At 64.1% G+C, this 23,500-nt stretch carries 20 protein-coding genes and 2 tRNA genes; 13 read left to right on the top strand and 9 right to left on the bottom strand.

The window, feature by feature from the left end:
* Positions 1-148 precede the first annotated feature (148 nt).
* From AC0QDI_RS19340 to AC0QDI_RS19350, 3 genes are all read right to left on the bottom strand, one after another.
* Positions 149-952, bottom strand: coding sequence for an ABC transporter permease (locus AC0QDI_RS19340; protein ID WP_474670956.1), 804 nt, complete (start codon positions 950-952; stop codon positions 149-151).
* Positions 952-1,983, bottom strand: coding sequence for an ABC transporter ATP-binding protein (locus AC0QDI_RS19345; RefSeq protein WP_474670957.1), 1,032 nt, complete (start codon positions 1,981-1,983; stop codon positions 952-954). The genes AC0QDI_RS19340 and AC0QDI_RS19345 overlap by 1 nt, the downstream gene beginning before the upstream one ends.
* 80 nt (positions 1,984-2,063) lie before the next feature.
* On the bottom strand, positions 2,064-3,239 hold the full coding sequence (locus tag AC0QDI_RS19350) for a CBS domain-containing protein (RefSeq protein ID WP_474670959.1): 1,176 nt from the start codon (positions 3,237-3,239) through the stop codon (positions 2,064-2,066).
* Positions 3,240-3,454: 215 nt separating this feature from the next.
* Here AC0QDI_RS19350 and AC0QDI_RS19355 point away from each other — a divergent pair, with 215 nt between their 5' ends.
* The 3 genes from AC0QDI_RS19355 to AC0QDI_RS19365 all read left to right on the top strand — a co-directional run bounded on the left by AC0QDI_RS19355 (position 3,455) and on the right by AC0QDI_RS19365 (position 5,585).
* On the top strand, positions 3,455-3,688 hold the full coding sequence (locus tag AC0QDI_RS19355) for a MarR family transcriptional regulator (RefSeq protein ID WP_474670961.1): 234 nt from the start codon (positions 3,455-3,457) through the stop codon (positions 3,686-3,688).
* Between the two features lie 208 nt (positions 3,689-3,896).
* Positions 3,897-4,427 carry a 50S ribosomal protein L16 gene (locus AC0QDI_RS19360; protein WP_474670963.1) on the top strand — a complete coding sequence of 177 codons (531 nt, stop codon included), beginning with the start codon at positions 3,897-3,899 and terminating at the stop codon, positions 4,425-4,427.
* 291 nt (positions 4,428-4,718) lie between these two features.
* The gene (locus AC0QDI_RS19365; RefSeq protein ID WP_474670964.1) at positions 4,719-5,585 is read left to right on the top strand and encodes an ATP-grasp domain-containing protein; all 867 of its coding nucleotides are present in this window, start codon (positions 4,719-4,721) and stop codon (positions 5,583-5,585) included.
* 123 nt (positions 5,586-5,708) lie between these two features.
* Here AC0QDI_RS19365 and AC0QDI_RS19370 read toward each other — a convergent pair whose 3' ends face one another.
* The gene (locus AC0QDI_RS19370; protein WP_098724817.1) at positions 5,709-6,110 is read right to left on the bottom strand and encodes an Hsp20/alpha crystallin family protein; all 402 of its coding nucleotides are present in this window, start codon (positions 6,108-6,110) and stop codon (positions 5,709-5,711) included.
* A 72-nt stretch (positions 6,111-6,182) separates the two neighbouring features.
* A complete protein-coding gene (locus tag AC0QDI_RS19375) occupies positions 6,183-7,196 on the bottom strand; it encodes a type II glyceraldehyde-3-phosphate dehydrogenase (protein WP_474670965.1) in 1,014 nt (337 codons plus the stop codon).
* A 249-nt stretch (positions 7,197-7,445) separates the two neighbouring features.
* Between AC0QDI_RS19375 and AC0QDI_RS19380 the strand changes: the two genes are divergently transcribed.
* The 5 genes from AC0QDI_RS19380 to AC0QDI_RS19400 all read left to right on the top strand — a co-directional run bounded on the left by AC0QDI_RS19380 (position 7,446) and on the right by AC0QDI_RS19400 (position 11,453).
* Positions 7,446-8,402 carry an aminopeptidase gene (locus tag AC0QDI_RS19380; RefSeq protein WP_474670967.1) on the top strand — a complete coding sequence of 319 codons (957 nt, stop codon included), beginning with the start codon at positions 7,446-7,448 and terminating at the stop codon, positions 8,400-8,402.
* A gap of 144 nt (positions 8,403-8,546) precedes the next feature.
* A complete protein-coding gene (locus AC0QDI_RS19385; protein WP_474670968.1) occupies positions 8,547-9,128 on the top strand; it encodes an LURP-one-related/scramblase family protein in 582 nt (193 codons plus the stop codon).
* A 62-nt stretch (positions 9,129-9,190) separates the two neighbouring features.
* Positions 9,191-9,844, top strand: coding sequence for an HVO_0476 family zinc finger protein (locus AC0QDI_RS19390; protein ID WP_474670969.1), 654 nt, complete (start codon positions 9,191-9,193; stop codon positions 9,842-9,844).
* 146 nt (positions 9,845-9,990) lie between these two features.
* On the top strand, positions 9,991-10,626 hold the full coding sequence (locus AC0QDI_RS19395; protein WP_474670971.1) for a protein-L-isoaspartate(D-aspartate) O-methyltransferase: 636 nt from the start codon (positions 9,991-9,993) through the stop codon (positions 10,624-10,626).
* Positions 10,627-10,682: 56 nt separating this feature from the next.
* Positions 10,683-11,453, top strand: a complete 771-nt coding sequence (locus AC0QDI_RS19400; RefSeq protein ID WP_474670973.1) for a protein-L-isoaspartate O-methyltransferase family protein — start codon at positions 10,683-10,685, stop codon at positions 11,451-11,453.
* A gap of 647 nt (positions 11,454-12,100) precedes the next feature.
* Here the strand turns inward: AC0QDI_RS19400 and AC0QDI_RS19405 are convergent.
* The 4 genes from AC0QDI_RS19405 to AC0QDI_RS19420 all read right to left on the bottom strand — a co-directional run bounded on the left by AC0QDI_RS19405 (position 12,101) and on the right by AC0QDI_RS19420 (position 15,415).
* Entirely contained in the window at positions 12,101-14,224 is a 2,124-nt protein-coding gene (locus AC0QDI_RS19405; RefSeq protein ID WP_474670975.1) for a bacterio-opsin activator domain-containing protein, read from the bottom strand.
* A gap of 200 nt (positions 14,225-14,424) precedes the next feature.
* Positions 14,425-14,838, bottom strand: a complete 414-nt coding sequence (locus AC0QDI_RS19410) for a group I intron-associated PD-(D/E)XK endonuclease (RefSeq protein ID WP_474670977.1) — start codon at positions 14,836-14,838, stop codon at positions 14,425-14,427.
* 163 nt (positions 14,839-15,001) lie between these two features.
* Positions 15,002-15,074 (bottom strand) — tRNA-Asp (locus AC0QDI_RS19415).
* Positions 15,075-15,342: 268 nt separating this feature from the next.
* Positions 15,343-15,415: transfer RNA gene (locus AC0QDI_RS19420), tRNA-Asp, on the bottom strand.
* Positions 15,416-15,741: 326 nt separating this feature from the next.
* On the opposite strand from AC0QDI_RS19420, the gene AC0QDI_RS19425 reads away from it, so the two are divergent.
* From AC0QDI_RS19425 to rpoA2, 5 genes are read left to right on the top strand one after another with little or no spacing between them, the layout of a single operon-like run.
* On the top strand, positions 15,742-15,969 hold the full coding sequence (locus tag AC0QDI_RS19425) for a DNA-directed RNA polymerase subunit H (RefSeq protein ID WP_474670978.1): 228 nt from the start codon (positions 15,742-15,744) through the stop codon (positions 15,967-15,969).
* The gene (locus AC0QDI_RS19430; protein ID WP_273738370.1) at positions 15,970-17,550 is read left to right on the top strand and encodes a DNA-directed RNA polymerase subunit B''; all 1,581 of its coding nucleotides are present in this window, start codon (positions 15,970-15,972) and stop codon (positions 17,548-17,550) included.
* A gap of 3 nt (positions 17,551-17,553) precedes the next feature.
* Positions 17,554-19,383: a DNA-directed RNA polymerase subunit B gene (gene rpoB / locus AC0QDI_RS19435; RefSeq protein WP_474670980.1), complete on the top strand. Its 1,830-nt coding sequence runs from the start codon at positions 17,554-17,556 to the stop codon at positions 19,381-19,383.
* 3 nt (positions 19,384-19,386) lie between these two features.
* Positions 19,387-22,314 (top strand): DNA-directed RNA polymerase subunit A', encoded by a 2,928-nt coding sequence (locus AC0QDI_RS19440; protein WP_474670982.1) that lies wholly within the window; start codon positions 19,387-19,389, stop codon positions 22,312-22,314.
* The gene (gene rpoA2 / locus AC0QDI_RS19445; protein WP_474670984.1) at positions 22,307-23,500 is read left to right on the top strand and encodes a DNA-directed RNA polymerase subunit A''; all 1,194 of its coding nucleotides are present in this window, start codon (positions 22,307-22,309) and stop codon (positions 23,498-23,500) included. Before AC0QDI_RS19440 ends, rpoA2 begins: the two co-directional genes overlap by 8 nt.

Below are 23,500 nucleotides of genomic sequence, written 5' to 3' on the forward strand. Positions count from 1 at the left end.
TATCGACCGGCCTCACTCTCGTTCGGCCGGTCGACAGTGCGCGCCACCGCACGCCGGGTGGCCAGTCTGGAGTGAGACGTGGTTTCCCTGTATTGACCGAAGTAGTGAGTTCACCGAGTCGAGTTCGAGGGCCGCCGATCGGCCGCTCTCAATCGGTCAGCCCGTAGCCGATCTTGAACAGGTAGACGTCGATCGCCAGGACGAGGACGGTGACCGCCGTGAGCACCGCGAGCGAGAGCAGCGGTGCGAAATCGGTGTAGGGCGCGGGCAGGATGCCGACACCGATCAGGTCCGAGTGGCCCAGCAGTCCGTACCGGACGCTGTCCACCATGTAGACCATCGGGTTCACCAGCGAGAGGCCCACTTGCCAGGCGTGGTCGAACGTCTCGAGCGAGTAGAAGACGGCGCCGAAGAACACCAGCGGCCGGAGGATGAACTGGTTCATCACGGTCAGATCGTCGAAGTCTCGAGCGACGAGGCCGCCGATGATACCGAAGCCGGCGAACAGCGCCGTGATGACGACCATCGTCGCGACGAGGTAGAGCCCGTGCTCGAAACTGATCGGGACGAACAGTCGCCCGACGGCGGCGATGATGACGCCGACGATGAGGCCGCGCACCGCGCTGGCGCCGACGTAGGCGACGACCATCTCGACGTACGACAGCGGCGAGGTCAGCGTTTCGTGGATGTACTCGTTCCATCTGCCGTGAAAGATCGAGAACGAGGCGTTCTCGAAGGCGTTCGAGATCGCGCCGAGGACGATGAGCCCGGGCACGATGAAGAGGATGTAGTCGAAGCCCGCGATCTGGTCGATCCGATTGCCTAGGATCACGCCGAAGACGGCGAAGTAGAGCACGTTCGTGATCGCCGGCGGCATGAACGTGTTCTTGGGCCGGCGGACGAACCGCAGAATCTCGCGCCGGAAGAGCGCGCGGAAGCCGACCGACAGCATCAGGCGACCCCCTCCTGCTCTCGTTCCCGCTCTCGTCCGGTCTCCGACGGCGTCGCCTCGCCATCGCCGGTGTCGTCGTCCCCCGCACCCTCGGCTCCGGATCGGGTCACCGTCCGATCCTCGCTCCGGGTCAGGTCGACGAAGATCTCCTCGAGCGAGGTCCGGGTAATCTCGAGATCGGCGATCTCGTGTCCCATCGCCTCGAGATCGTTGAGCAATCGCGGCGCGGTCGAACCCCCGTCGTCGACGCGGACCTCGAGCAGGTCGCCAGCGACCGTCGTTTCGTGTGCGTACGAGCCGAGTTCGGGCGCGCTCGCGAGGGCCGACTCGAGTCGGACCGCGATCGTATCGGTGCCGCGCTGTTTCAGTTCGTCCGGGGTCGCGACGGTCACCTTTCGGCCCTCGTTCATGATCGCGACGCGGTCGCAGAGCCGTTCGGCCTCCTCGATGTAGTGGGTCGTCAGCAGGATCGTCGTTCCCTCCTCGTTGAGTTCGGTGACGAGCTCCCAGAGGTCGTGGCGGAGCTGGACGTCGACGCCGGCGGTCGGCTCGTCCAGAATCAGCAGGTCGGGCTCGGTGACCAGCGCTCGAGCGAGGAGGAGTCGGCGTTTCATCCCGCCGGAGAGCCAGTCGAAGCGCTCGTCGCGCTTGTCGTAGATCCCGACGCGTTTGAGAACCTCGTCGGCCCGTTCGGCGGCTTCGGCGTCCGGAACGCCGTGATAGCCCGCCTTGTGTTTCAACACCTCTCTGATCGAGAAGAATCGGTCGACGTTGAACTCCTGGGGAGCGAGGCCGATCGCGTCGCGGGCCTCCCGGTAGTCGTCCTCGACGTCGTGGCCGAAGACGCGCGCCTCGCCGCCGGTCTTGCGGACCAGGCCGACCAGCGTGTTGATGAACGTCGTCTTCCCCGCGCCGTTCGGGCCGAGCAGGCCGAAGAACTCGCCTTCCTCGACGGTCAGCGATAGCTCCTGCAGGGCGCGCAGATCGCCGTACTCCTTCACGAGATCGACGGTCTCGATGGCCGGTGGCATCGGTACAGCGTCAGCCCCGGTTACGGTTAAACCGTTTGTTCGGGGAACACGTCGCTCCAAAATCGGCTTGCGAACGCCTCTCAGTCCGCCGTCCGCGGCCGGCTCGAGGGAGCGATCGCACCGCTTTGCTGGACGATGTCGAACGCGGTCATCACGTCGGTTCGCGAGATCAGCCCGACGAGGTCGTCGTTATCCACCACGAGCAGCCGACCGATATCGTGCTCTCGCATCCGATCGATGGCGGCCATCGCGTCGGAATCAGGGGTGATCGTCTGCAGCTCCGTCGTCATCACGTCTTCGACGGTGTAGGCGTCGCGCTCGACCGGTTCGATCTCGCGGGCGTCGGTCAGCGTCACGAGGCCGATGAGTCGCTCGCCCTCGAACGCGTTCGTATCGACGACCGGATAGCCGGTGTGGCGCTCGGTGAACATCCGCCGGATCAGCTCCGCGACCGTCGTCTCGGGCTCGACGGTGTGGAGGTCGTTCGCGGGCGTCATGATGTCGCCGACGGTGACGTCCTGGAAGGCCGCCTTCATCGTCACCTGCTGGGCCTCGCTCGAGGCGGCGATGTAGACGAAGAAGGCGACGCCGATGAGGAGGATGTTCCCCGAGAAGAGGCCGAACAGTCCCATCAGGACCGCGAAGAGTTTCCCGACGCTGGCGGCCTGCTGGGTCGCCTGGGCGTACGGTTGACTGCGAGCGAGCAGCGCTCGCAGCACCCGGCCCCCGTCCATCGGGAACGCGGGGAGCATGTTGAAAAAGGCGAGCGCGACGTTCAGGACGGCGAGATAGCCCAGGACGAACCGCGCGCCGCTGAGGCTCTCGGGGGTGACGACGAAGAGCGCGTAGGAGCCGACGCCGACCAGAATGCTGACGATCGGCCCGGCGACGGCGATGTTGAGTTCCTGTCGCCAGTCTTCGGGCATCTCCGAGAAGGCGGCGATGCCGCCGAACAGCCAGAGGGTGATCGACTCGATCGGAAATCCGTACCGCCGGGCGGTCAGCGAGTGGCCGAGTTCGTGGAGCACGACGCCGACGAACAGGCCGATCGCTGCGGCTAATCCGAGTAGCCACGGAAGCGGGCCGCTGGTGACCGCACTGATATCGATCCCCGCAGCTAACCCGTCGTTCAGTATTCCGGCGACGGTCTCGATCTGTGCCCCGATGAGATACGCGAACAGCGGGAGCACCAACAGGAACGTCAGATCCAGTTTGATCGGGATCCCGAACAGGGAGCCGATCCGGAAACTCCTCATGGAGGGTGGTTTCGGCGGCGGAACCTTAAATACGCCGCCGGGATAGCGAATCGCCCGCCCGCTCGTGGCCCGTCCCGGCCACCGGCGGTACTCGGTCCGTTTCCGACCGTACTGCGTTTTCAAGTGCCCATGCGATATAATCGCAATAATATCTACTAGGAAATCTATACCATCTACACCATAGACTTATACAGGAGTTCGTAGATGCTGTTACTATGCTGAAACAAGACGCGCAATCGACCGACCGACTCGGCCCGCTTCCGACCGAACTCGACTCCGCGCAGAGCAAACTCGTGTACGTCACCCTCGAGGCCACCGGCGGGGCGACGACCGGAGACCTGAGCCGACTCCTGAACATGCAGAAACTCACCGTCCTGAGCGTGCTCTCGTCGCTCTCGAGTCAGGGACTGATCGAGGAGACCGGGTCGGCGTACGTCGTCGCGAACTGAGTTCGGAAACCGCCGTTTCGACCGACCGACTGCGTCGGGGACGCCGGCCCGGTCTCGAGTCGACGCCGCTTTCACCGGCCGGGATACCGGTCGTCGGCCCCGACGACCCCGGGTTCGCTCGCGGTGATCGACCGCGGCGCTGTCCGACGCGGCGCTTCGAAGCCTTTATCCGCCCGGTGGGCCTCCGTTTTTCTAAGTAATCACAACCATGTCAGACAAGCCCGCCTCCATGTACCGGGAGATCAGTAAGCCGGCCTACACGCGCCGCGAATACATTACTGGTATCCCTGGCTCGAAGATCGCACAGCACAAGATGGGCGACGTCAAAGCGGATCCCGACGACTACCCCGTCCAGATGAGCCTCATCACGGAAGAAGAGGTCCAGCTCCGTCACGGAAGCCTCGAGGCCTCGCGCCTCTCGGCGAACCGTCACATGCTGAAAAACGCCGGCGAGAACAACTACAAGATGATCCTGCGGAAGTTCCCCCATCAGGTCATTCGGGAGAACAAGCAGGCGACGGGTGCCGGGGCGGACCGCGTCTCCGACGGGATGCGCCAGGCGTTCGGGAAGATCGTCGGTACCGCCGCCCGAATGGGCGCCGGCGAGCGCATCTTCACCATCTGGTGTGACATCGACGACGCCGACTTCGCCAAGGACGCGCTCCGTCGCTCCTACAACAAGATCTCGCCGCCGTGTCGCATCGTCATCGAGCGCGGCGAAGAAGAGCTAATCGCGTAAAACGAAGTTTTGCTCTGCGGGCGCGGCGAAGCCGCGCCCTCGGCAAAAATTCGATTAAAAGCACTCCTCTTTCCGTTCACTCGTTCCCGATAGTCACTCGTTCACATCAGTCGTCGGCCCGCTCGCTCGTGCCTTCGGCACTCACTCGCGGTGAGTATCGGTGAATCGCCTGCCCTCCCCCGGGTCGTACGTCTCTCGCAACTGCTCGAGACGCACTCCCGGCCACCGCGTCTTGTTCTCGAGAATTCCGTCTCGAGCACCTTTTTACCTCTCTACTCCCGACTTCCGACTATGATCGATCTCGCGGTCGCCAACGAGAAACAGACGTTTCGGCGGATGCGGGACCCGCTGGCCGAACGAGGCATACAGGTTCACCACGTGCCCGTACGCGAGCGCACGATCGCGCTCGGCGACCCGCCGTGGTCGCCCGACGACTACGACGTCGGCTTCGTCTATCCCGGTCGGCTGATGGAGGGCGGGGTCGCGGACGCCCTGCTCGAGATCCCGTGGCTCAACGATCACGAGACGGTGTTGACCTCGCGGAACAAGGCCGAGGTGCTGGCGCGGCTCGAGAGGGCCGCCCTTCCGGTACCGGATTCCGTCTACGTCTCCAACGATGTCGGCGAGGCCGAACTGGTCGACGTCTTCGAGCGGTTCGAGCCGCCGGTCGTGGTCAAACCGAACTCGACGACGCGGGGCGTCGGCGTCGCGAAAGCCCACGACCTGGACTCCTTCCTCGGGATCTGTGACTACCTCTCGCTGGTCCACGACTACAAGGCGACCGGCGACCAGTCGTTTCTGGTCCAGGAGTACCTCCCGAACGCGACCGACTACCGGGTGATGGTGCTCGAGGGGGAGTACGTCGGCGCGGTCGAGCGCCGGCTCCCCGACGACGCGGTGCGCGAGGGCCAGTGGAAACACAACGTCCACCGCGGGGCGGACGCGACCGGGATCGACCTCCCCGAACCGTGGCGCGACCTGGCCGAATCGGTCGCGGCCGAACTCGAGATTCCGTTCCTCGGCGTCGACCTGCTCGAGACCGGCGAGAAACTGGTGGTCAACGAGACGAACGCGCGACCGACGATCGACGAGGAGACGAAGTACGAACCGGAGTTCTACGATCGGCTCGCGGCCGCGATACGCGTCGCTGCGAACTGATACGGTCTGTTGAAACGATTTACTGGAGCAACCGCAGGACGGTTCGCGGTTCCTCCGGAAATGACTTCCAGCAGTCCGTATAAAGAGACCGAAAACGAATCAGTTCGACCGCGAGCGGCCCGATTACTCGAGGCTGATGTCCGACGACTGTTCGGCGCGATCGAAGACGACCTCGAGGATGCCGTTGTTGTAGGTCGCGGACGCGGTGTGTTCGTTGACGCGGGTCGGCAGCGAGACGCGTTCGTCGTACTGACGGTGTTCGCTCTCGGCGGAGATGGTCAGCGTCTTGCCGTCGCACTCGAGTTCGATGTTGTCCTTCTCGACGCCGGGGAGGTCGGCGACGACGCGGACCTCCTCGTCGGTCTCGTGGATGTCGACGTGGGTGTCCATGCCGAAGCCGTTGTCGACGGTATTCGAGGAGTTGAAGTCCACGTTGGCGTCCGCGCCGTTCATCATCTCGTTCATCATTCGCTCGATCTCGCGGAACAGGTCGTCGAAGGGTTCGTCGCGGTCGTCTCGGCGCATGACAGACAGTAAGCCACCGGGCGGCAAAAACTTTCTGTCGTCGCTATACGATCGGGGCGCGAATCGGCGGCCCTACAGTCCGATTCCCAGCGCCTCGTTGGTCGTCTCGATGCTCTCCCCGGCGTCGGCGCTGCCGGTCACGGCCCGGATCGCGTCGACGTTCTCGGGCACGACGTCGCTCTCCTGGTGGATGCCCTGAAACAGGTAGAGATCGCGGCCGACGGTCGAGACCGATTCCTCCCAGACGCAGTTCTCCCAGATGTCGCCGCGCGGTCGGCCCGCGTCCAGCGCGTACTCCTTGAGCGTCCCGCTGCCGTCGATGTCCAGCCGCTCGGGGATCACGAACAGACGCGACTCGTCGGCGAACAGTTCGCGGACCTCGGACGCGTCGACTTCCTCCTCGAGGGTGACGTTCAGGCTGTGCATGTGCATCAGCGTCGCGGGCACCTTCATCCCGAGCGTGTCGATGTCGAGGTCGGGGAAGATGGTCTCGACGTCGGGGCCGTGGTGGGAGGGGATCGTCACCGGGTTCGGGAGGATGTCGTTGATCGGCCCGCGGTCGGACTGGCCGGGGTCGCCGCCGCGACGGACGAGCGTCGCGCGGACCTTCTCGACGCCGTAGGCCTCCCGGAGCGGTGCGATGACTCGAGAGAGTCCGGTCGTGTTACAGGAGACGACGCGCACGTGGTCGGCGTCGACGGCGTTCTCGAAGTTCGAGCGCGCGTTGAAGCTCACGTCGGCGAGTTCGGCGTCCTCGCCGCCCTGGTAGAGCGCGGGCGTGTCGTACTCCTCGTAGAGTTCCTTGTTCTGCGCCCCGATTCCCGACGGCGTGGCGTCGACGACGACGTCGGCCTCCGCGACGAGCTCCTCGACCGGGCCAGCGATCTCGAGGCCGGCCTCGGCGAACAGTTCCTCTCGCTCCTCGACGGCCGCGTAGAGCGGGAATCCCTTGTCGATCGCCGTCTCGGCCTCGAAGTTCGGGCGCGTCTTCGCGACGCCCAGTACCTCCATGTCGGGCTGTTGCCGAACGGCGTCCGCGACGCGCTTGCCGATCGTACCGTAGCCGTTGATTGCGACCTGTTGCATGTACCCGGGAGTGTACCATCGAGCGGGATAACCGTTTCGAGGACTCGCAGCCGATTCTTACTCGAATCGGAGTTCTCGATCCCTCTCGAGGCCGATCTCGGTATCCGTTCACACGGAACTCGAGTCGGCCAACCCCGTCCGCCCGACCCGATTCGGCGATCCCCACTCACGGGCGAGACCGTCCGAGAACCTGCGGGCGTCATACGACCGAGGGCAAGACATATCGGCTCGCTTGCCCCACACTCGCGTATGACAGCACTTCGAGCCGCGGCGGAGACGGCGGTCCGCCAGTGTCTGGGTCTCGAGGCGGGGGAGACGTGTGCGGTCGTCACCGACGACGAGCGCGTTCCGATCGGGGAGGCGATCTACGAGGTCGCCAGCGAGCTCACCGACGACGCCGTGATCGTCCGTTATCCGCCGGGCGAGACCCACGGCGGCGAGCCCCCCGCGCCGGTGGCGGCGGCGATGGCCGGGGCCGACGTCGTCCTCGCGCCGACGACCAAGAGCCTGAGTCACACTCGCGCCCGCACGGACGCGAACGAGGCCGGGGCCCGGGTCGCGACGCTCCCGGGGATTACCGAGGACGTCTTCACGACGGGGCTGGCTGCCGACTACGAGTCGATCGCGGCTCACTGCGAGGCGGTCCGCGAGCAGGTCGCGGGGGCCGACGAGGTCCGCGTCACGACCGACGCCGGCACCGACATCACGTTCGGCGTCGGCGACCGCGAGTGGCTCGCCGACACCGGCATCGTCCACGACCCCGGCGAGATGTCGAACCTCCCGGCCGGCGAGGTGTTCCTCAGCCCCGAAACCGCCGACGGGACCTTCGTCGTCGACGGGACGATGATGCCCCACGGCCTCCTCGAGGACGGCCGGACGCTCTCGTTCTCTGTCGAAGACGGGTTCGTCACCCGCATCTCGGACGACGACATTCGCAAAGAGGTCGAGAACGCCGCGGAGACGGTCGGCGACGCCGCGTACAACCTCGCGGAACTGGGGATCGGCACCAACGTCGCCGTCTCCGACCTCGTCGGCTCGGTCCTCTTGGACGAGAAGGCCGGCGGCACCGTCCACATCGCGATCGGCGACGACGCGGGGATCGGCGGCGACACCGAAGCGCCGATCCACCTCGACGGCATCATCCGGGATCCGAGCGTCTTCGCCGACGGCTCCCCCGTCGACCTTCCGGTCGCCGAAGGTTACTGACTGGGCGGCCGACACCCGAGACCCCGTTCTCGGCCGCGGCTGGTACTGCTCAAGCCGAACCCATTCCGTCGGAATACGCTCGAACGCCGACTGATATGTGAAAACCTAGTGGTTTCAAGTTCGGGTAGTGTGAGGTAAAAGCCGATGAGCGACACTCGAGCGTACGATATCGAAGGAATCGAGCTCACCGACGACCGCTACACGGTCGAACAGGGGCTCGTTCGGAACAAGTACAGGGCGCTCGACGCCGACGGGAACGTCGTCCTCCGGGGCAAACAGAAGATGCTGAAGATGAAAGAGGAGTTCCCCTTCGTCGACGCCGACGGAGACGAGGTGTTCACGGTGAAAGCCGGCGGCATCATCGACGTCGCGGGGAACTACATGCTCTCGGACGCTCGGACCGGCGAGAACGTCGTCATTCTGGACAACGACTACTCGCTGCTACAGGACACGTGGAAGATCCGCGACGCGACCACCGAGGAGAAGTTGGCCGAAATCAACTCCCGCGGCGCGATGGTGACGCTGGCCCGGAACGTCCTTCCGTTCGGCGGTTGGATCCCGCACAAGTACGAGATCACCGATGGGGCGGGCGCACACGTCGGCTCCATCAGCGGTCAGTTCTCGTTGCGCGACCGCTACGAGATCGTCATCGACGACGCCAGCACCGTCCCCAAAGAACCCATCATCGCCGCGGCGATGGTTATCGACGCGATTCAGGGGAACTAGCGTCGCTCCCAACCGGACGGCGGGTTCAATCGCCTTTTCAGTGCGTAGCCGTTAGGTGAGTTATGAGCGAAACACCGGATCGGGTTCCGACACCCTGTCCTTCGTGCTCGCCGGACCTCGAGACGGTCCACGAAGTACTCACGGAGGGCGGCGGTACCCTGACCGTTCGATGCAGCGAGTGTAGTCACGTCCACAAGATCCAGCCCGACACCGAGAGGGAGGTCACCCTCGACGTCGTCGTCTCTCAGGGCGGCGAATCGTTCACGGCGAACGTCACCGCGCCCGAAGACGAACACATCGAAGTCGGCGACGAGTTCATCCTCGAGACCGACGAAGTGCTCTCGACCGTTCGCGTGACGAGCGTCGAACTCGACGGACAGAAACGGGTCGAGGAAGCCCCCGCCGAGGAAATCGAGACCGTCTGGTCCCGCGAGGTCGACAACGTGGCGGTCAACGTCACGATCCATCCCCAAGACGGCTCGAGAGACGACAGCCACAGTATCACGGTCCACGTACCCGGCGACTACGAGTTCGAGGTCGGCGCGGTCGAGTCCTTCGGCGACGACGAGTTCGAGATCGACGCCTTCGTCGTCCGCGGCGACGCCGACGGCTACCGGCGAGACCGCTTCGAGGAGGGCGGCGATACCGGCTTCGCGAAGGACATCAAGCGCGTCTACGCCTACGACGAGCAGAGCAGCGCCTGGTCGGCCTGGTAAGCGGGCCGCGTCGCACCGCTCACCGTCAACCGTCCGGTGCCGGCTGCCCACCTCCGACCGTTTCCCTCCCAGCGCCACGGTGGCCGAACCCCGGTACTCGCCACCCCACTCCCTACTGTTCTCGAGCGCGTATTCGATGCCGATCCATGTCCGACACCGACAGTTACAAGACTCCACGTCAGCGGATGGTCGAGACCGTCGCACCGCGCGTGGACGACGACCGCGTCCTGGCAGCCCTCGAATCGGTCCCTCGTCACGAGTTCGTTCCACCCGACCGTCGAGATAGCGCCTACGCCGACCGGCCACTGCCGATCGGCGGCGGGCAGACGATCAGCGCGCCACACATGGTGGCGATCATGGCCGACCTCCTCGAGGTCGACCCCGGCGACGCCGTCCTTGAAATCGGGACGGGCTGTGGCTACCACGCCGCGGTGACGGCCGAACTCGTCGGCGACGAGAACGTCTACACCGTCGAGTACAGCGAGGAGCTGGCCGAGCGGGCCCGCGACCGACTCGCGGACCTGGGCTACGACGGCGTCTCGATCAGGGTCGGCGACGGACGCGACGGCTGGCCCAAGCACGCATCCTACGACGCCGCCTACTTCACCTGCGCGGCGACCGACGTTCCCGACCCCGTCGTCGAGCAAGTTCGACCGGGCGGCCAGGTGCTCGCGCCGATCGGGACCGGTCGCCAGACGCTCGTCGACGCGACGAAACGCCCCGACGGCTCGCTCGGGCGAACCGACCGCGGCGGCGTTCGATTCGTCCAGATGCGAGGGTAGTTGACGAATCGACGAGCAAGCGCGCCATTCATAACGGCCGGTGCGATAGCTGGCGCATGGACCTCGCGGTACTGCGAGAGGATATGGTCGACGGCCTCGAGGCCGCGCCAAAGAACGTCCTCTCGGACGAGACCGTCGCCGTCGCGATGCGCGACGTTCCCAGGCACGCGTTTCTCGACGACGAACGGACGGCCTACGCCGATCGCGAACACGACGCCCTCGGTACCCGCGTCCTCGCCCCGAGCACGGCCGCCAGACTGCTCCAGGCGCTCGCACTCGAGGACGACGAGACGGTGCTGATCGTCGGTGTCGGTGTCGGCTACACCGCCGCCGTCGCAGCCGAGGTCGTCGGCGAGACGAACGTCCACGCCGTCGATATCTCCCGACCGCTGGTCGTCGAAGCGCGGGAGAACCTCGCCGACGCGGGCTACGACGGCGTCCTCGTCGACCGCCGCGACGGCGCTGAGGGCTTCCCGGAGTACGCCCCCTTCGACCGGATTCTGCTCGAGGCCGCAGCCGTCGAACCGCCCCGCGCCCTGCTCGAGCAACTCGCCGAAGGCGGGCGACTGGTCTTCCCGCGTGGCGCGCAGCGACAGCGACTCGAGGCGGTCTCGACCGACGGCGTGATCGGCCGGTTCGATCCCGTCTCGTTCGATCCGCTGCTGGTCGAGGGCGAGCAATCGGGGGCCGTCGAGCGAAACCGGATGACTCGCGAGGATCGCGAACGGGCGCAGCGACGCGCCGAGTCCCGTCGCGGTTGGGAACGGGACTGGATCGAGTGGGACGAGGCCCCGGACCGGCAGTCACAGCGACGTCGATCCCGATAGCACGGAGCCCTCGCCTTTCGGCGGACGGTATCACTCCGGCGTTGCTGGTACGGTCAGCATCGCTTTCGGACGACTTCGGGCGCACGACCGCGAGATTCCTCTCGAGGGCGTGTAGAAAGGGTGGGGGGAATGGGGGTGGCGACAGTCTGTCTCAGATCGCCAACTACTCGTACGAACTGGTGGGAGTTAACTATGGTTTCTAACTGTTTACTAACTCGTTGACATTCACTCTAATCAATTAGTGCATGATCGAGGAATTACGATCGGGAATCGCTGAGTGCCACAACTGATGGTCCTGGGAGGGGCGACGTTTCCCTCTCTGACCGCACCGTCTGCTCGGACTCGTTTACGAGCGGGCGAGGAGACTGCCCACGGGGCTCGACCCCGTAGCGATTCACGCGTTGCTCCGCGGGACCCCCACTCGTCGGAACGCGCTGCGATGGAGTACTCCACTCAAAACCAGTTGTCGGCGCCCGTTCGAAGAACGGCGTCGCTATCGAACGAATGGTCCGGGAAAGGGGTGGGGGAAAGGGGTGGGGGGGATTGGGGGTGGCGATAGTGTGCGTCGGATCGCCAATTACCGATACGAACCGGTGATGGGTAAGAATACTTTCTAACTGTTTGTGTGTCTTCACAGAATACACTAATCAATTAGAGCCCCCGTCGAACGCCAGAGTGACGAGCTTTCGTTCGGCCGCCCGCAGATGGTAGTGATACGTCGGTGGTGAGATGTCGAGCGCGTCGGCGAGGTCTTCGCCGGTGCTCTCGCGGGGCCACTCGAAGAAGCCGCTGTAGTGAGCCGCCTGCAACGCTTCGAACTGCTTGTCGGTGAGTTGCTCCGCGAGGTGGGTATCGAGCTGTCGCGCAGACTGCGTGGTCGTCGTTTCCCGTTTGGCGAGCAGTTCCGTCTCGGGATACTCCTCGCTGATCGCCTCGATCAGTGCCCGCGTCTCGACCCGCTGTGGAACGTCGAGAACGAGCGTCGACGTTCCGTCTTCGGCCGTCGCCATCCGGATCTGCACGTCGTACGTTCGAAGCACGTCGAGGAACGGCGTCGCCATCACCGTCAGCTCGAACAGCGTCTCGTCTTCGCCTTCGGAAACGACCGAGAGCGTCTCGATCGACGCCCACGACGCTTCCAGCGGGGTGAGATTCGCCGTCGTCGGGGCACTGACGAACAGGACGATCCCATCCTCGCCGCGGTCGACGACGCCCTCGAGCGTGATCGGGTTCGCCTCCTCGACGTGAGCCGACAGCCGATTGAGCAGCAATCGCGAGCCCCCTACGGCGAGTTCGAGCTCGAGGCGGCTGTCGGTCAGCATCGCCCGCGTCCGTTCGACCGACTGGATCGCGTGTCCGATCGTCTCCCCGAGTTCGGCGAGCACCTCGCGCTCGCGCTCGCCGACCGCGTCGGCTCCCGCGACGTGGACCATCAGGACGCCGTAGCGCCGTTCGTCCGCGGCGAGCGGGACGCCCAGGACCGTCTGAAACCCGTAGGTCAGCGCCTCCTTGCGTCGCATCGTCCACCGCTCGTCCTCGAGCACGTCGCGAACCGTCCGCACCTGCCCCGATTCGAGGATCTCTCGGACTAGCTCGATCTCGGGTGCGCAATCGTTGCCGGCGCGGATTCCGTCGATATACGCCGCGTCGATCCCGGCCCAGGCGGTCGGCACGGGCGGTTCGTCGTCGCTCGCTGCGATCCAGGCGAACCGATACCGATCCGTTCCGGCGAGGCGATCGCATACCGTCTCCTCGATCGCCGCACGCGTCGACGCCTGTGCAACGCCGTGGTTGATCTCGCGGACGATCTCGTTCGTATGGTTGAGCCGCGTCAACTCCTCGTTTTGCTGCGTGAGCGTCCGATCGTGATCGCGAAGCAACTGCTCGCGTTCGGCCCGATCCAGCGCCGCCTCGGTGTTGGCCGCCAGAATATGTAACAGCTCCGTCATCGTCTCGTCGAATCCGTCGATGTCCTCCGTCCCCGCGATCAGGACGCCGTGGGTCCCCAGCGGCACTATCAGCTCGCTTCGACCCACCGTTTCCGCGGTATCGGCCCCGTCTTCGCGCCTGACGTCCTCGTAATAGGCGCTGTCCCCCTCGGAGAACGCCTCCCAGATCAGTCCCTCACCCCGTTCGAACGTCTCCGCGAGATCACCTAACTCGGGTGAACGCCGCGTCGACGCCGCGCGCTCGAGGGCCCCCGCCGTCGGTTCGAACGCGTAGGCCGCCGCGACCGCCACGTCGAGGATCTCGCGAGCCGTCTCGACCGCCGCCCGGTAGATCTCCGCTTTGGTCTCAGCTCGCATCAGATCTCGCGTCGTCTCGTGTAACGTCGTCAGCGTCCGCTCGTAGCGGCGCTCGCTCTCTCGGAGCTCCGTTTCGGTGCGGTACTGAGCGACCGCGTTCGTGATCTGGTTCGCCAACAGCGCGTACTGCTCCTCGCCTGATTCTTTCTGGAGATACTGGGTCACGCCCGCCGCGATCGCCTCGCTAGCGATCTCCTCTGACCCTCTCCCCGTAAAGAGGATGAACGGCAGGTCGGGGTCCCCCTCCCGGACTCGCTCTAACAGCTCCAGACCCGTCATCTCCGGCATCTCGTAATCGCTCACGATACAGTCGACCTCGCGGCGCTCGAGAACGGCCAGCGCTTCAGCGCCGTCCGACGCCGCCTCGGCCGCGATCGACTCGCGTTCGCGCTCGAGCATCTCTCCGGCCAGAGACGCGAAGCCGGGTTCGTTGTCGACGACGAGTACGGTGATCGGTTTCGTCATTGATCTGAAGATCGACGTCCGCGGTTGCTGACGCCTTGTCGAGGAAAGACTAAACAATTAGCATTTAGATATCCTCTGTTCGAACTATCTCTAGTAGCCGCTGAACGTCAGTGGATACCCGCTTGTGCGATGGCAGTGAAAGTAGGTATAAACAGGCTCAGTTATCGCTCAAGTGCCGTCGTTCGGCTTGCTGAGCGAGATTACGGAATGGAACCATCGAATTCGTACTCCGTTGCCCAGTTTATCGAAGGGTGATCGATCTCGGACTCGAACCGAAGCTCCATCTTCTGTTCGGTTGCCTCGGCTGCATCGATCCAGTAAAATTGGCCATTTTCGGGATAATAGACGAGAAACGCGTCGATCAAGTCGTGATAGGTGTCCTCGTGATACGCGCCATTTTTCGTGGTTTGCGAGTGAGTATTGAATCGCATCGTTTCCGCTTTGTTCGACCAGCCGGTCTTGCACTGGATTTGATGGAGATTGGTCCCGTCGTCTACGATGAGATCGTACTTGTCGTTGTCTCCGAAGGGGACCGAGACGCTGTAGCCACTGGCTATGAGTTCGGACAGTGCTCTCGCCTCGGTCTCGTCGCCGACCGCTTTCGAATTGCGCATGGCGTGATGGGCCGCCTTCTCGGATAAAAACGATCGGCGAGTCCACCGATCTCGGCGAAGTCCGTCGCCCACTGCGTTCGCTTCGTTCCCTGGTTCAGATTCTTCGTTCCGTCTTTCGAGGAAGAGCGACTCGCTCTGCTCGTCGGTTGGATTCTCCAGAAAGCGCCCGAGGCGGGATTTGAACCCGCGTCACAACCGTGACAGGGTTGTATGATGGGCCACTACACCACCCGGGCTCGCAACTCTTCGTTTCCGGCTAACAGTATTAAGGGTTTTGCTCCGGAGCTGTTTGGACGGTACGGTGACAGGAAGACCTACTCAAGGAAACGTGGGACACACCAACGTCTGCCAATTAGCCCCATGAACGGAGTCATGTTTATAATATGACTGAAACCGGAAAATCACATCCGTACTGTTCGATCGTTCCAGATCCACGTCCCGTAATCGGTCTCCGACGGCTACTATCGTGACTCGCTCTGCTCGTCGGTTTGGTTCTCGAAAAAGCGCCCGAGGCGGGATTTGAACCCGCGTCACAACCGTGACAGGGTTGTATGATGGGCCACTACACCACCCGGGCTTCAACACATAGTTTCCCGCTGCCAGTATTAAGGCTTTTCAATCGAATACCGTGTGGTACGGTCAATCTCGCCACGATATCCCCTCGAGCCCGTTTCCTCATCACATCGTGCGACACTATCACACGACCCACAAGGAATATAACTGAGAACCGGATACTCTCGGGTGTGATCGACGGTTCCGGTCAGCGTCGCCCGGCCGGGTAGCCCCGCTTGTGCCTCGAGTTAGTAACCGTTAAATGCCTCCCTCCGCTACCAGCCTGTAGTATCTCGTGACAGCCGCTTCTCTCCCAATAGCCGACACGCACACCCACACTCACACCAACACATGGTAGACGTAAGCCAACACGAACTGGTTCCGGAGCACAGTGTCCTCGAGGACGACACGCTCGAGGAGGTGCTCGAGGAATACAACATCGATCGTACAGATTTACCGAAGATCAAGCGCAGCGATCCCGCACTGCCGGACGACGCGGAGATCGGCGACGTTATCAAGATCGTCCGTGACTCGCGGACGACCGAACAGGCGGTTATCTATCGACTCGTGGTGGAATAAATGGCAATTGAACTGAACCGCGACGAACGACGAGAGATCTCGCGTGAATATTTCGCGAAGGAACGGATCGCCGAACACCACTACCGCTCGTTCAACGCCTTCCTCAACCGGGGCATGCAGCGGGTCGTCGACGAGAAGGAAACGATCGACACGGATATCGGCGACAAGGAAGGCGAGGAGCCGGTCCACGTCGAACTGGGCGACGTTCGCGTCGTCACGCCCCGCGTCCGGGAGGCCGACGGTTCGGAGGAACTGCTGTACCCCCAGGAGGCTCGCCTCCGCAACATCACCTACTCCGCGCCGGTGTTCATGGAGATGTCCATCGTCAAAGGCGAGGAAGGCGACGAGCGAGTCGTCGACTCGACCGAGACGAAGATCGGCCGGATGCCGATTATGGTCGGCTCCGACAAGTGTAACATCGCCGGTTTCTCCGACGAGGAACTGATCGAAATCGGCGAGGACCCCGCCGATCCCGGCGGCTACTTCATCGTCAACGGCTCCGAGCGGGTGCTGATGACGAGCGAGGACCTCGCACCGAACAAGATCCTCGCGGAGTACGACAGCAAGTACGGCGACGAGATCCAGGTCGCCAAGACCTTCTCGCAGCGCCGTGGCTACCGCGCCCTCGTGTTGTGCGAACGGAATCGTGAGGGGCTGCTCGAGGTGTCCTTCCCCTCGGTGTCGGGATCGATCAACTTCGTGACGCTCGTGCGGGCGCTCGGCCTCGAGAGCGACGAGGAGATCGTCCACAAGGTCTCGAACGACCCCGAGGTCGTCAAGTACATGCTCGAGAACCTCGAGGAAGCGGAGGTCCAGACCGAGGAGGGGGCCATCGAGGAACTCGGGAAACGCGTCGCCTCCGGTCAGGGGAAGAACTACCAGCTCAAGCGGGCCAACTACGTCATCGATCGCTACCTCTTGCCCCACCTCCACGAGGAGGGCGTCGAGGAGGAAGACGTCCGGATCAACAAGGCCCACTACCTCTGTCGGATGGCGGAGGCCTGTTTCGAACTCGCGCTCGGCCGGCGCGAGTCCGACGACAAGGACCACTACGCGAACAAGCGGCTCAAGGTCAGCGGCGACCTGATGAAGGACCTGTTCCGGACCGCGCTGAACAAGCTGGCGCGGGACGTGAAATACCAGCTCGAGCGCGCGAACATGCGTAACCGGCAGCTCTCGGTGAACACGGTCGTTCGATCCGACGTGCTCACCGAGCGGCTCGAGCACCCGATCGCGACGGGGAACTGGGTGGGCGGCCGATCCGGCGTGAGCCAGCTGGTCGACCGAACCGACTTCATGGGCGTTTTGTCGCACCTGCGACGCCTTCGAAGCCCGCTCTCGCGCTCGCAGCCCCACTTCGAAGCGCGGGACCTGCACGCGACCCAGTGGGGTCGCATCGGCCCCTCCGAGACGCCGGAGGGACCGAACTGTGGCCTGGTGAAGAACTTCGCCCAGTCGATGGAGCTCTCCCAGAACGTCGAGGACGAACAGGAACTCAAACGCGAACTGGCATCCATGGGGGTCGAGGGAATCCCCGGCCTCGAAGGCATCGAACGGACGACAGCGTCAGGGGACGATTAAATTATGAGCAGCCAACAACGAGAGGCGAAAGTCTACGTCAACGGGTCGCTGGTGGGGACGCATCCCGACCCGCACGAACTAGCCGAACAGATCCGCGAAGCGCGACGCATCGGCGACGTCAGCGAGATGGTCAACGTCTCGGTGAAAGACCGGACTCGCGAAGTGATCGTCAACGCCGACGCCGGCCGCGCGCGGCGGCCGCTGCTGGTCGTCGAGGACGGCGAGCCGCGAATTTCCGAACAGGAGATCGAGGCGCTCACCGACGGCGACCTCGAGTTCGAGGATCTGGTCGATCACGGCTACATCGAGTTCATCGACGCCGAGGAGGAAGAGGACATCCTCGTCGCCGTCGACGAGGACGGTCTGACCGAGAAACACACGCACCTCGAGATCGACCCGTCGCTGATCTTCTCGATCGGTGCGGGGATGATTCCCTACCCCGAGCACAACGCCTCGCCCCGCATTACGATGGGGGCGGGGATGATCAAGCAGTCGCTGGGGCTGCCGAGCGCAAACTACCGGATCCGGCCGGACACGCGCCAGCACCTGCTGCACTACCCGCAGCTCTCGATGGTGAAGACCCAGACGACCGAGCAGATCGGCTACGACGAGCGGCCGGCGGCCCAGAACTTCGTCGTCGCCGTGATGAGCTACGAGGGATTCAACATCGAGGACGCGCTGGTCATGAACAAGGCCAGCGTCGAGCGAGCGCTCGCTCGCTCGCACTTCTTCCGTACCTACGAGGGCGAGGAACGGCGCTACCCCGGTGGCCAGGAGGACCGCTTCGAGATCCCGAGTCAGGACGTCCGCGGTGCTCGCGGTGAGGAAGCGTACACCCACCTCGACGAGGACGGCCTCGTCAACCCCGAGACGACGGTCGACGAAAACTCCGTCCTGCTCGGGAAGACGAGCCCGCCGCGATTCCTCGAAGAGCCCGACGACATGGGCGGACTCTCGCCGCAGAAACGACGCGAGACCTCCGTCACCATGCGCTCTGGCGAATCCGGGATCGTCGACACCGTCACCCTGATGGAGGGCGAGGACGGCTCGAAGCTCTCGAAGGTCTCGGTGCGCGACGAGCGGATCCCCGAACTCGGGGACAAGTTCGCGTCGCGACACGGCCAGAAGGGGGTCGTCGGCCACCTCGCGCCCCAGGAGGACATGCCCTTCACCGAGGAGGGCGTCGTCCCCGACCTCGTGCTTAATCCGCACGCGCTGCCGTCGCGGATGACCGTCGGCCACATCCTCGAGATGATCGGCGGGAAACTCGGCGCGATGGAGGGCCGACGCGTCGACGGGACGCCGTTCCTCGGCGAGGACAAGGACGCGCTCCGCGAGGGGCTCGAAGAGGCCGGCTTCGATTCGGCCGGCAAGGAGACCATGTACTCCGGGATCTCCGGCGAGAAGATCGACGCCGAGATCTTCGTCGGGGTCATTTTCTACCAGAAGCTCTACCACATGGTCTCGAACAAGCTGCACGCCCGCTCTCGCGGGCCGGTGCAGGTGCTGACTCGCCAGCCGACGGAGGGCCGCGCCCGCGAAGGTGGCCTCCGTATCGGGGAGATGGAACGCGACGTGTTCATCGGTCACGGGGCGGCCATGACGCTGAAGGAACGACTGCTCGACGAGTCCGACCGCGAGTTCATCCACGTCTGTGCGAACTGCGGGATGAGCGCGGTCGAAAACGTCGAACAACGGCGTGTCTACTGTCCGAACTGCGACGAGGAGACCGATATCCACGAGATCGAGATGAGCTACGCGTTCAAGCTCCTGCTCGACGAGATGAAGGCGCTGGGTATCGCACCGCGACTCGAACTGGAGGACGCCGTCTAACCCATGCAAGATACGACACCAAAAGACATCGGAGCGATCTCCTTCGGGCTCATGGAGCCCGAGGAATACCGGGAGATGAGCGCGACGAAGATCATCACCGCCGACACGTACGACGACGACGGGTTCCCCATCGACATGGGGTTGATGGACCCCCGACTCGGCGTGATCGACCCCGGCCTCGAGTGCAAGACCTGCGGGAAGCACTCGGGCTCGTGTAACGGCCACTTCGGTCACATCGAACTGGCCGCGCCCGTCATCCACGTCGGCTTTACGAAACTCATCCGACGGCTCCTGCGAGGGACCTGCCGGGAGTGTTCGAAACTCCTCCTCACCGAGGACGAACGCGACGAGTTCCGCGGCCAACTCGACGAGTCCCGGAAGCTGAGCCGGGATCTCAACGACGTGACGAAGGCCGCGATTCGGCAGGCTCGAAAGAAGGACCGCTGCCCGTTCTGTGGCGAGATCCAGTACGACATCGACCACGAGAAGCCGACGACCTACTACGAGGTCCAGCAGGTCCTCACCAGCGAGTACTCCCAGCGCATCGCCGGCGCGATGCAGGGCGACGAGGAGGAAGGGATCGACCGAACGACGCCGGACGAGCTCGCCGAGAAGACCGAGATCGAACTCACGCGAGTCAACGAGATCCTCTCGGGTTCGTTCCGCCCGCGCGAGAGTCAGCGCAAGGCCATCGAGAAGGCCCTCGACATCGATCTGACCGAGGAGGACACGAACAAGCTGATGCCCAGCGACATCCGGGACTGGTTCGAGAACATTCCGGACGAGGACATCGAGGTGCTGGGGATCAACCCCGAGCGGTCCCGTCCCGAGTGGATGATCCTCACCGTCCTCCCCGTCCCGCCGGTCACCGCACGACCGTCGATCACGCTGGACAACGGCCAGCGCTCCGAGGACGACCTCACGCACAAGCTGGTCGACATCATCCGGATCAACCAGCGGTTCATGGAGAACCGCGAGGCCGGCGCACCCCAGCTGATCATCGAGGACCTCTGGGAACTGCTGCAGTACCACGTCACGACGTTCATGGACAACGAGATTTCGGGAACGCCGCCGGCCCGACACCGCTCCGGTCGCCCCCTCAAGACCCTCTCCCAGCGACTGAAGGGCAAGGAGGGGCGCTTCCGGGGCTCGCTCTCGGGTAAACGCGTGAACTTCTCCGCCCGGACCGTCATCTCCCCGGACCCGACCCTCTCGCTCAACGAGGTCGGCGTCCCCGACCGCGTCGCCAAGGAGATGACTCAGACGATGAACGTCACCGAGCGCAACTTAGAGGACGCTCGCCGGTTCGTCTCGAACGGCCCCGAGGGCCACCCCGGCGCGAACTACGTCCGCCGACCGGACGGCCGCCGGCTCAAGGTGACCGAGAAGAACTGCGAACAACTCGCCGAGAAGGTCGAGGCCGGCTGGGAGGTCAATCGCCACCTCATCGACGGCGACATCGTCATCTTCAACCGCCAGCCGTCGCTCCACCGGATGTCGATCATGGCCCACGAGGTCGTGGTCATGCCGTACAAGACCTTCCGGCTGAACACCGTCGTCTGTCCGCCGTACAACGCCGACTTCGACGGCGACGAGATGAATATGCACGCGCTCCAGAACGAGGAGGCCCGCGCGGAGGCCCGCGTCCTCATGCGCGTCCAGGAACAGATCCTCTCTCCCCGCTTCGGCGAGAACATCATCGGGGCCATTCAGGACCACATCTCCGGGATGTACCTCCTCACTCACGACAACCCTCGATTCAACGAGACGCAGGCGCTGGACCTGCTCCGTGCCACCCGGATCGACGAACTGCCGGAACCGAGCGGGATCGACGACGAGGGAACGCCGTTCTGGACCGGCTACGACGTCTTCTCCGAACTGCTGCCCGACGACCTGAACCTCGAGTTCACGGGGACCGTCGGCGACGAAGTCGTCATCGAGGGCGGCCAGTTGCTTCAGGGAACCATCGCCGAGGACGAGGTCGGGGAGTTCGGCGGCGAGATCGTCGACACGATCACCAAGGTCTACGGCAACACCCGCGCGCGAATCTTCATCAACGAAGTTTCGACGCTGGCGATGCGGGCGATCATGCACTTCGGGTTCTCGATCGGGATCGACGACGAGACCATCCCCGGGGAAGCCCAGTCTCGCATCGACGAGACGATCGACGACGCCAACGACCGCGTCGAAGAGCTGATCGAAGCCTACGAGAACAGCGAACTCGAGAGTCTCCCCGGCCGGACGATCGACGAGACCCTCGAGATGAAGATCATGCAGACGCTCTCGCGTGCGCGTGACAACGCGGGTAACATCGCCGACGAGCACTTCCAGGACGACAACCCCGCCGTCGTCATGGCCAACTCCGGTGCGCGTGGGTCGATGCTCAACCTGACACAGATGGCCGGCGCGGTCGGCCAGCAGGCGGTTCGGGGCGAGCGGATCAATCGCGGGTACGAGGATCGAACCCTCAGCCACTACGAGCCAAACGACCTCTCCGCGGAGGCCCACGGCTTCGTCGAGAACTCCTACACGAGCGGGCTCACCCCGCGGGAGTTCTTCTTCCACGCGATGGGCGGTCGCGAGGGCCTGGTCGATACCGCAGTCCGTACGTCCAAGTCCGGCTACCTGCAGCGTCGCCTGATCAACGCTCTCTCCGAACTCGAGTCCCAGTACGACGGCACCGTTCGAGACACCTCGGACACGATCGTCCAGTTCGAATTCGGCGAGGACGGCACGTCGCCGGTCAAAGTCTCCTCCGGGGACGACAACGACATCGACGTCGAACACATCGCCAGTCAGGTGCTCGACTCCGAGTTCGACTCCGAGGAGGAACGCGACGAGTTCCTCGGCTCCAGACCGCAGCCGACGAACCTCTCCGAACACGCCGACGATCGCCTCGCCGAGGACGTGGGGGTGAGTTCGGATGACTAGCGCCGACTACGACGTCGACGACGACACGGTCGCAGTCGTCGAGGATACCGATCTCCCACGGCGACTCAAAGACGAGGTTTACGACACGCTCGAGAGCCGTGAAGGGGCGACCGTCGAGGAAGCCGACGAACTCGCGAAGGCCGTCGAGACCCGCTATCTGAACACGCGAGTTCCCCCGCTCGATCCCGTCGGGACGGTTTCGGCCCAGTCGATCGGCGAACCCGGCACCCAGCTGACGATGAACACGTTCCACTACGCGGGTGTCGCAGAGATCGACGTGACCCAGGGGCTGCCCCGGCTGATCGAGCTGGTCGACGCCCGGAAGACCCCGGACACGCCGATGATGACCGTCTACCTCGAGGACGAGTACGCGACCGAACGCGAGAAGGCCCACGAGGTCGTCTGGAGCATCGAGGCGACCAAGATCCTCGCACTGGGCGACGTCTCGACGAACGTCGCGGACATGCGCGTTCAGATCTCGCTGAACAAGGACACGCTCGACGAGCGCCTGATCACGGCCGAGGAAGTCGCCGAAATCATCGAGGACTCCCTGGGCGTCAGCACGGTTCAGCAGGGGACCAACATCGAGTTCGGCCCCGAAGAACCGTCCTACCGCGATCTCCTCCAGCTCGTCGAAGAGCTCCGCGAGATCACGTTCAAGGGGATCGAAGAGGTCTCCCGCGTCGTCATCCGACGCGAGGAACTCGAGGACGGCGAGGAGTTCGTCCTCTACACCGAGGGATCGGCCTTCGGCGACGCCCTCGATATCGAGGGCGTCGATGCCTCGCGGACGACGTGTAACAATATCCACGAGATCCACCGCAATCTCGGCATCGAGGCCGCCCGCGAAGCGATCATCGAGGAGACCAACAACACGCTCGCCGAGCAGGGACTGGACGACGTGAACGTCCGGCACTTGATGCTCGTCGCGGACATGATGACCAATCGCGGCGAGGTCGAGTCGATCGGCCGCCACGGCATCTCGGGCTCGAAGGATTCGGTGCTGGCACGCGCGGCGTTCGAGGTGACGGTCAACCACCTGCTCAACGCCGCGATCCACGGCGAGATCGACGATCTCGACGGCGTCACGGAGAACGTCATCGTCGGCAAGCCGATCAAGCTCGGCACCGGCGATGTCGATCTCCGGATGGGATCGACCACCTCCGGGAGCGGTCAGGCCGACTGA

The organism is Natrinema sp. LJW11, from assembly GCF_056135975.1.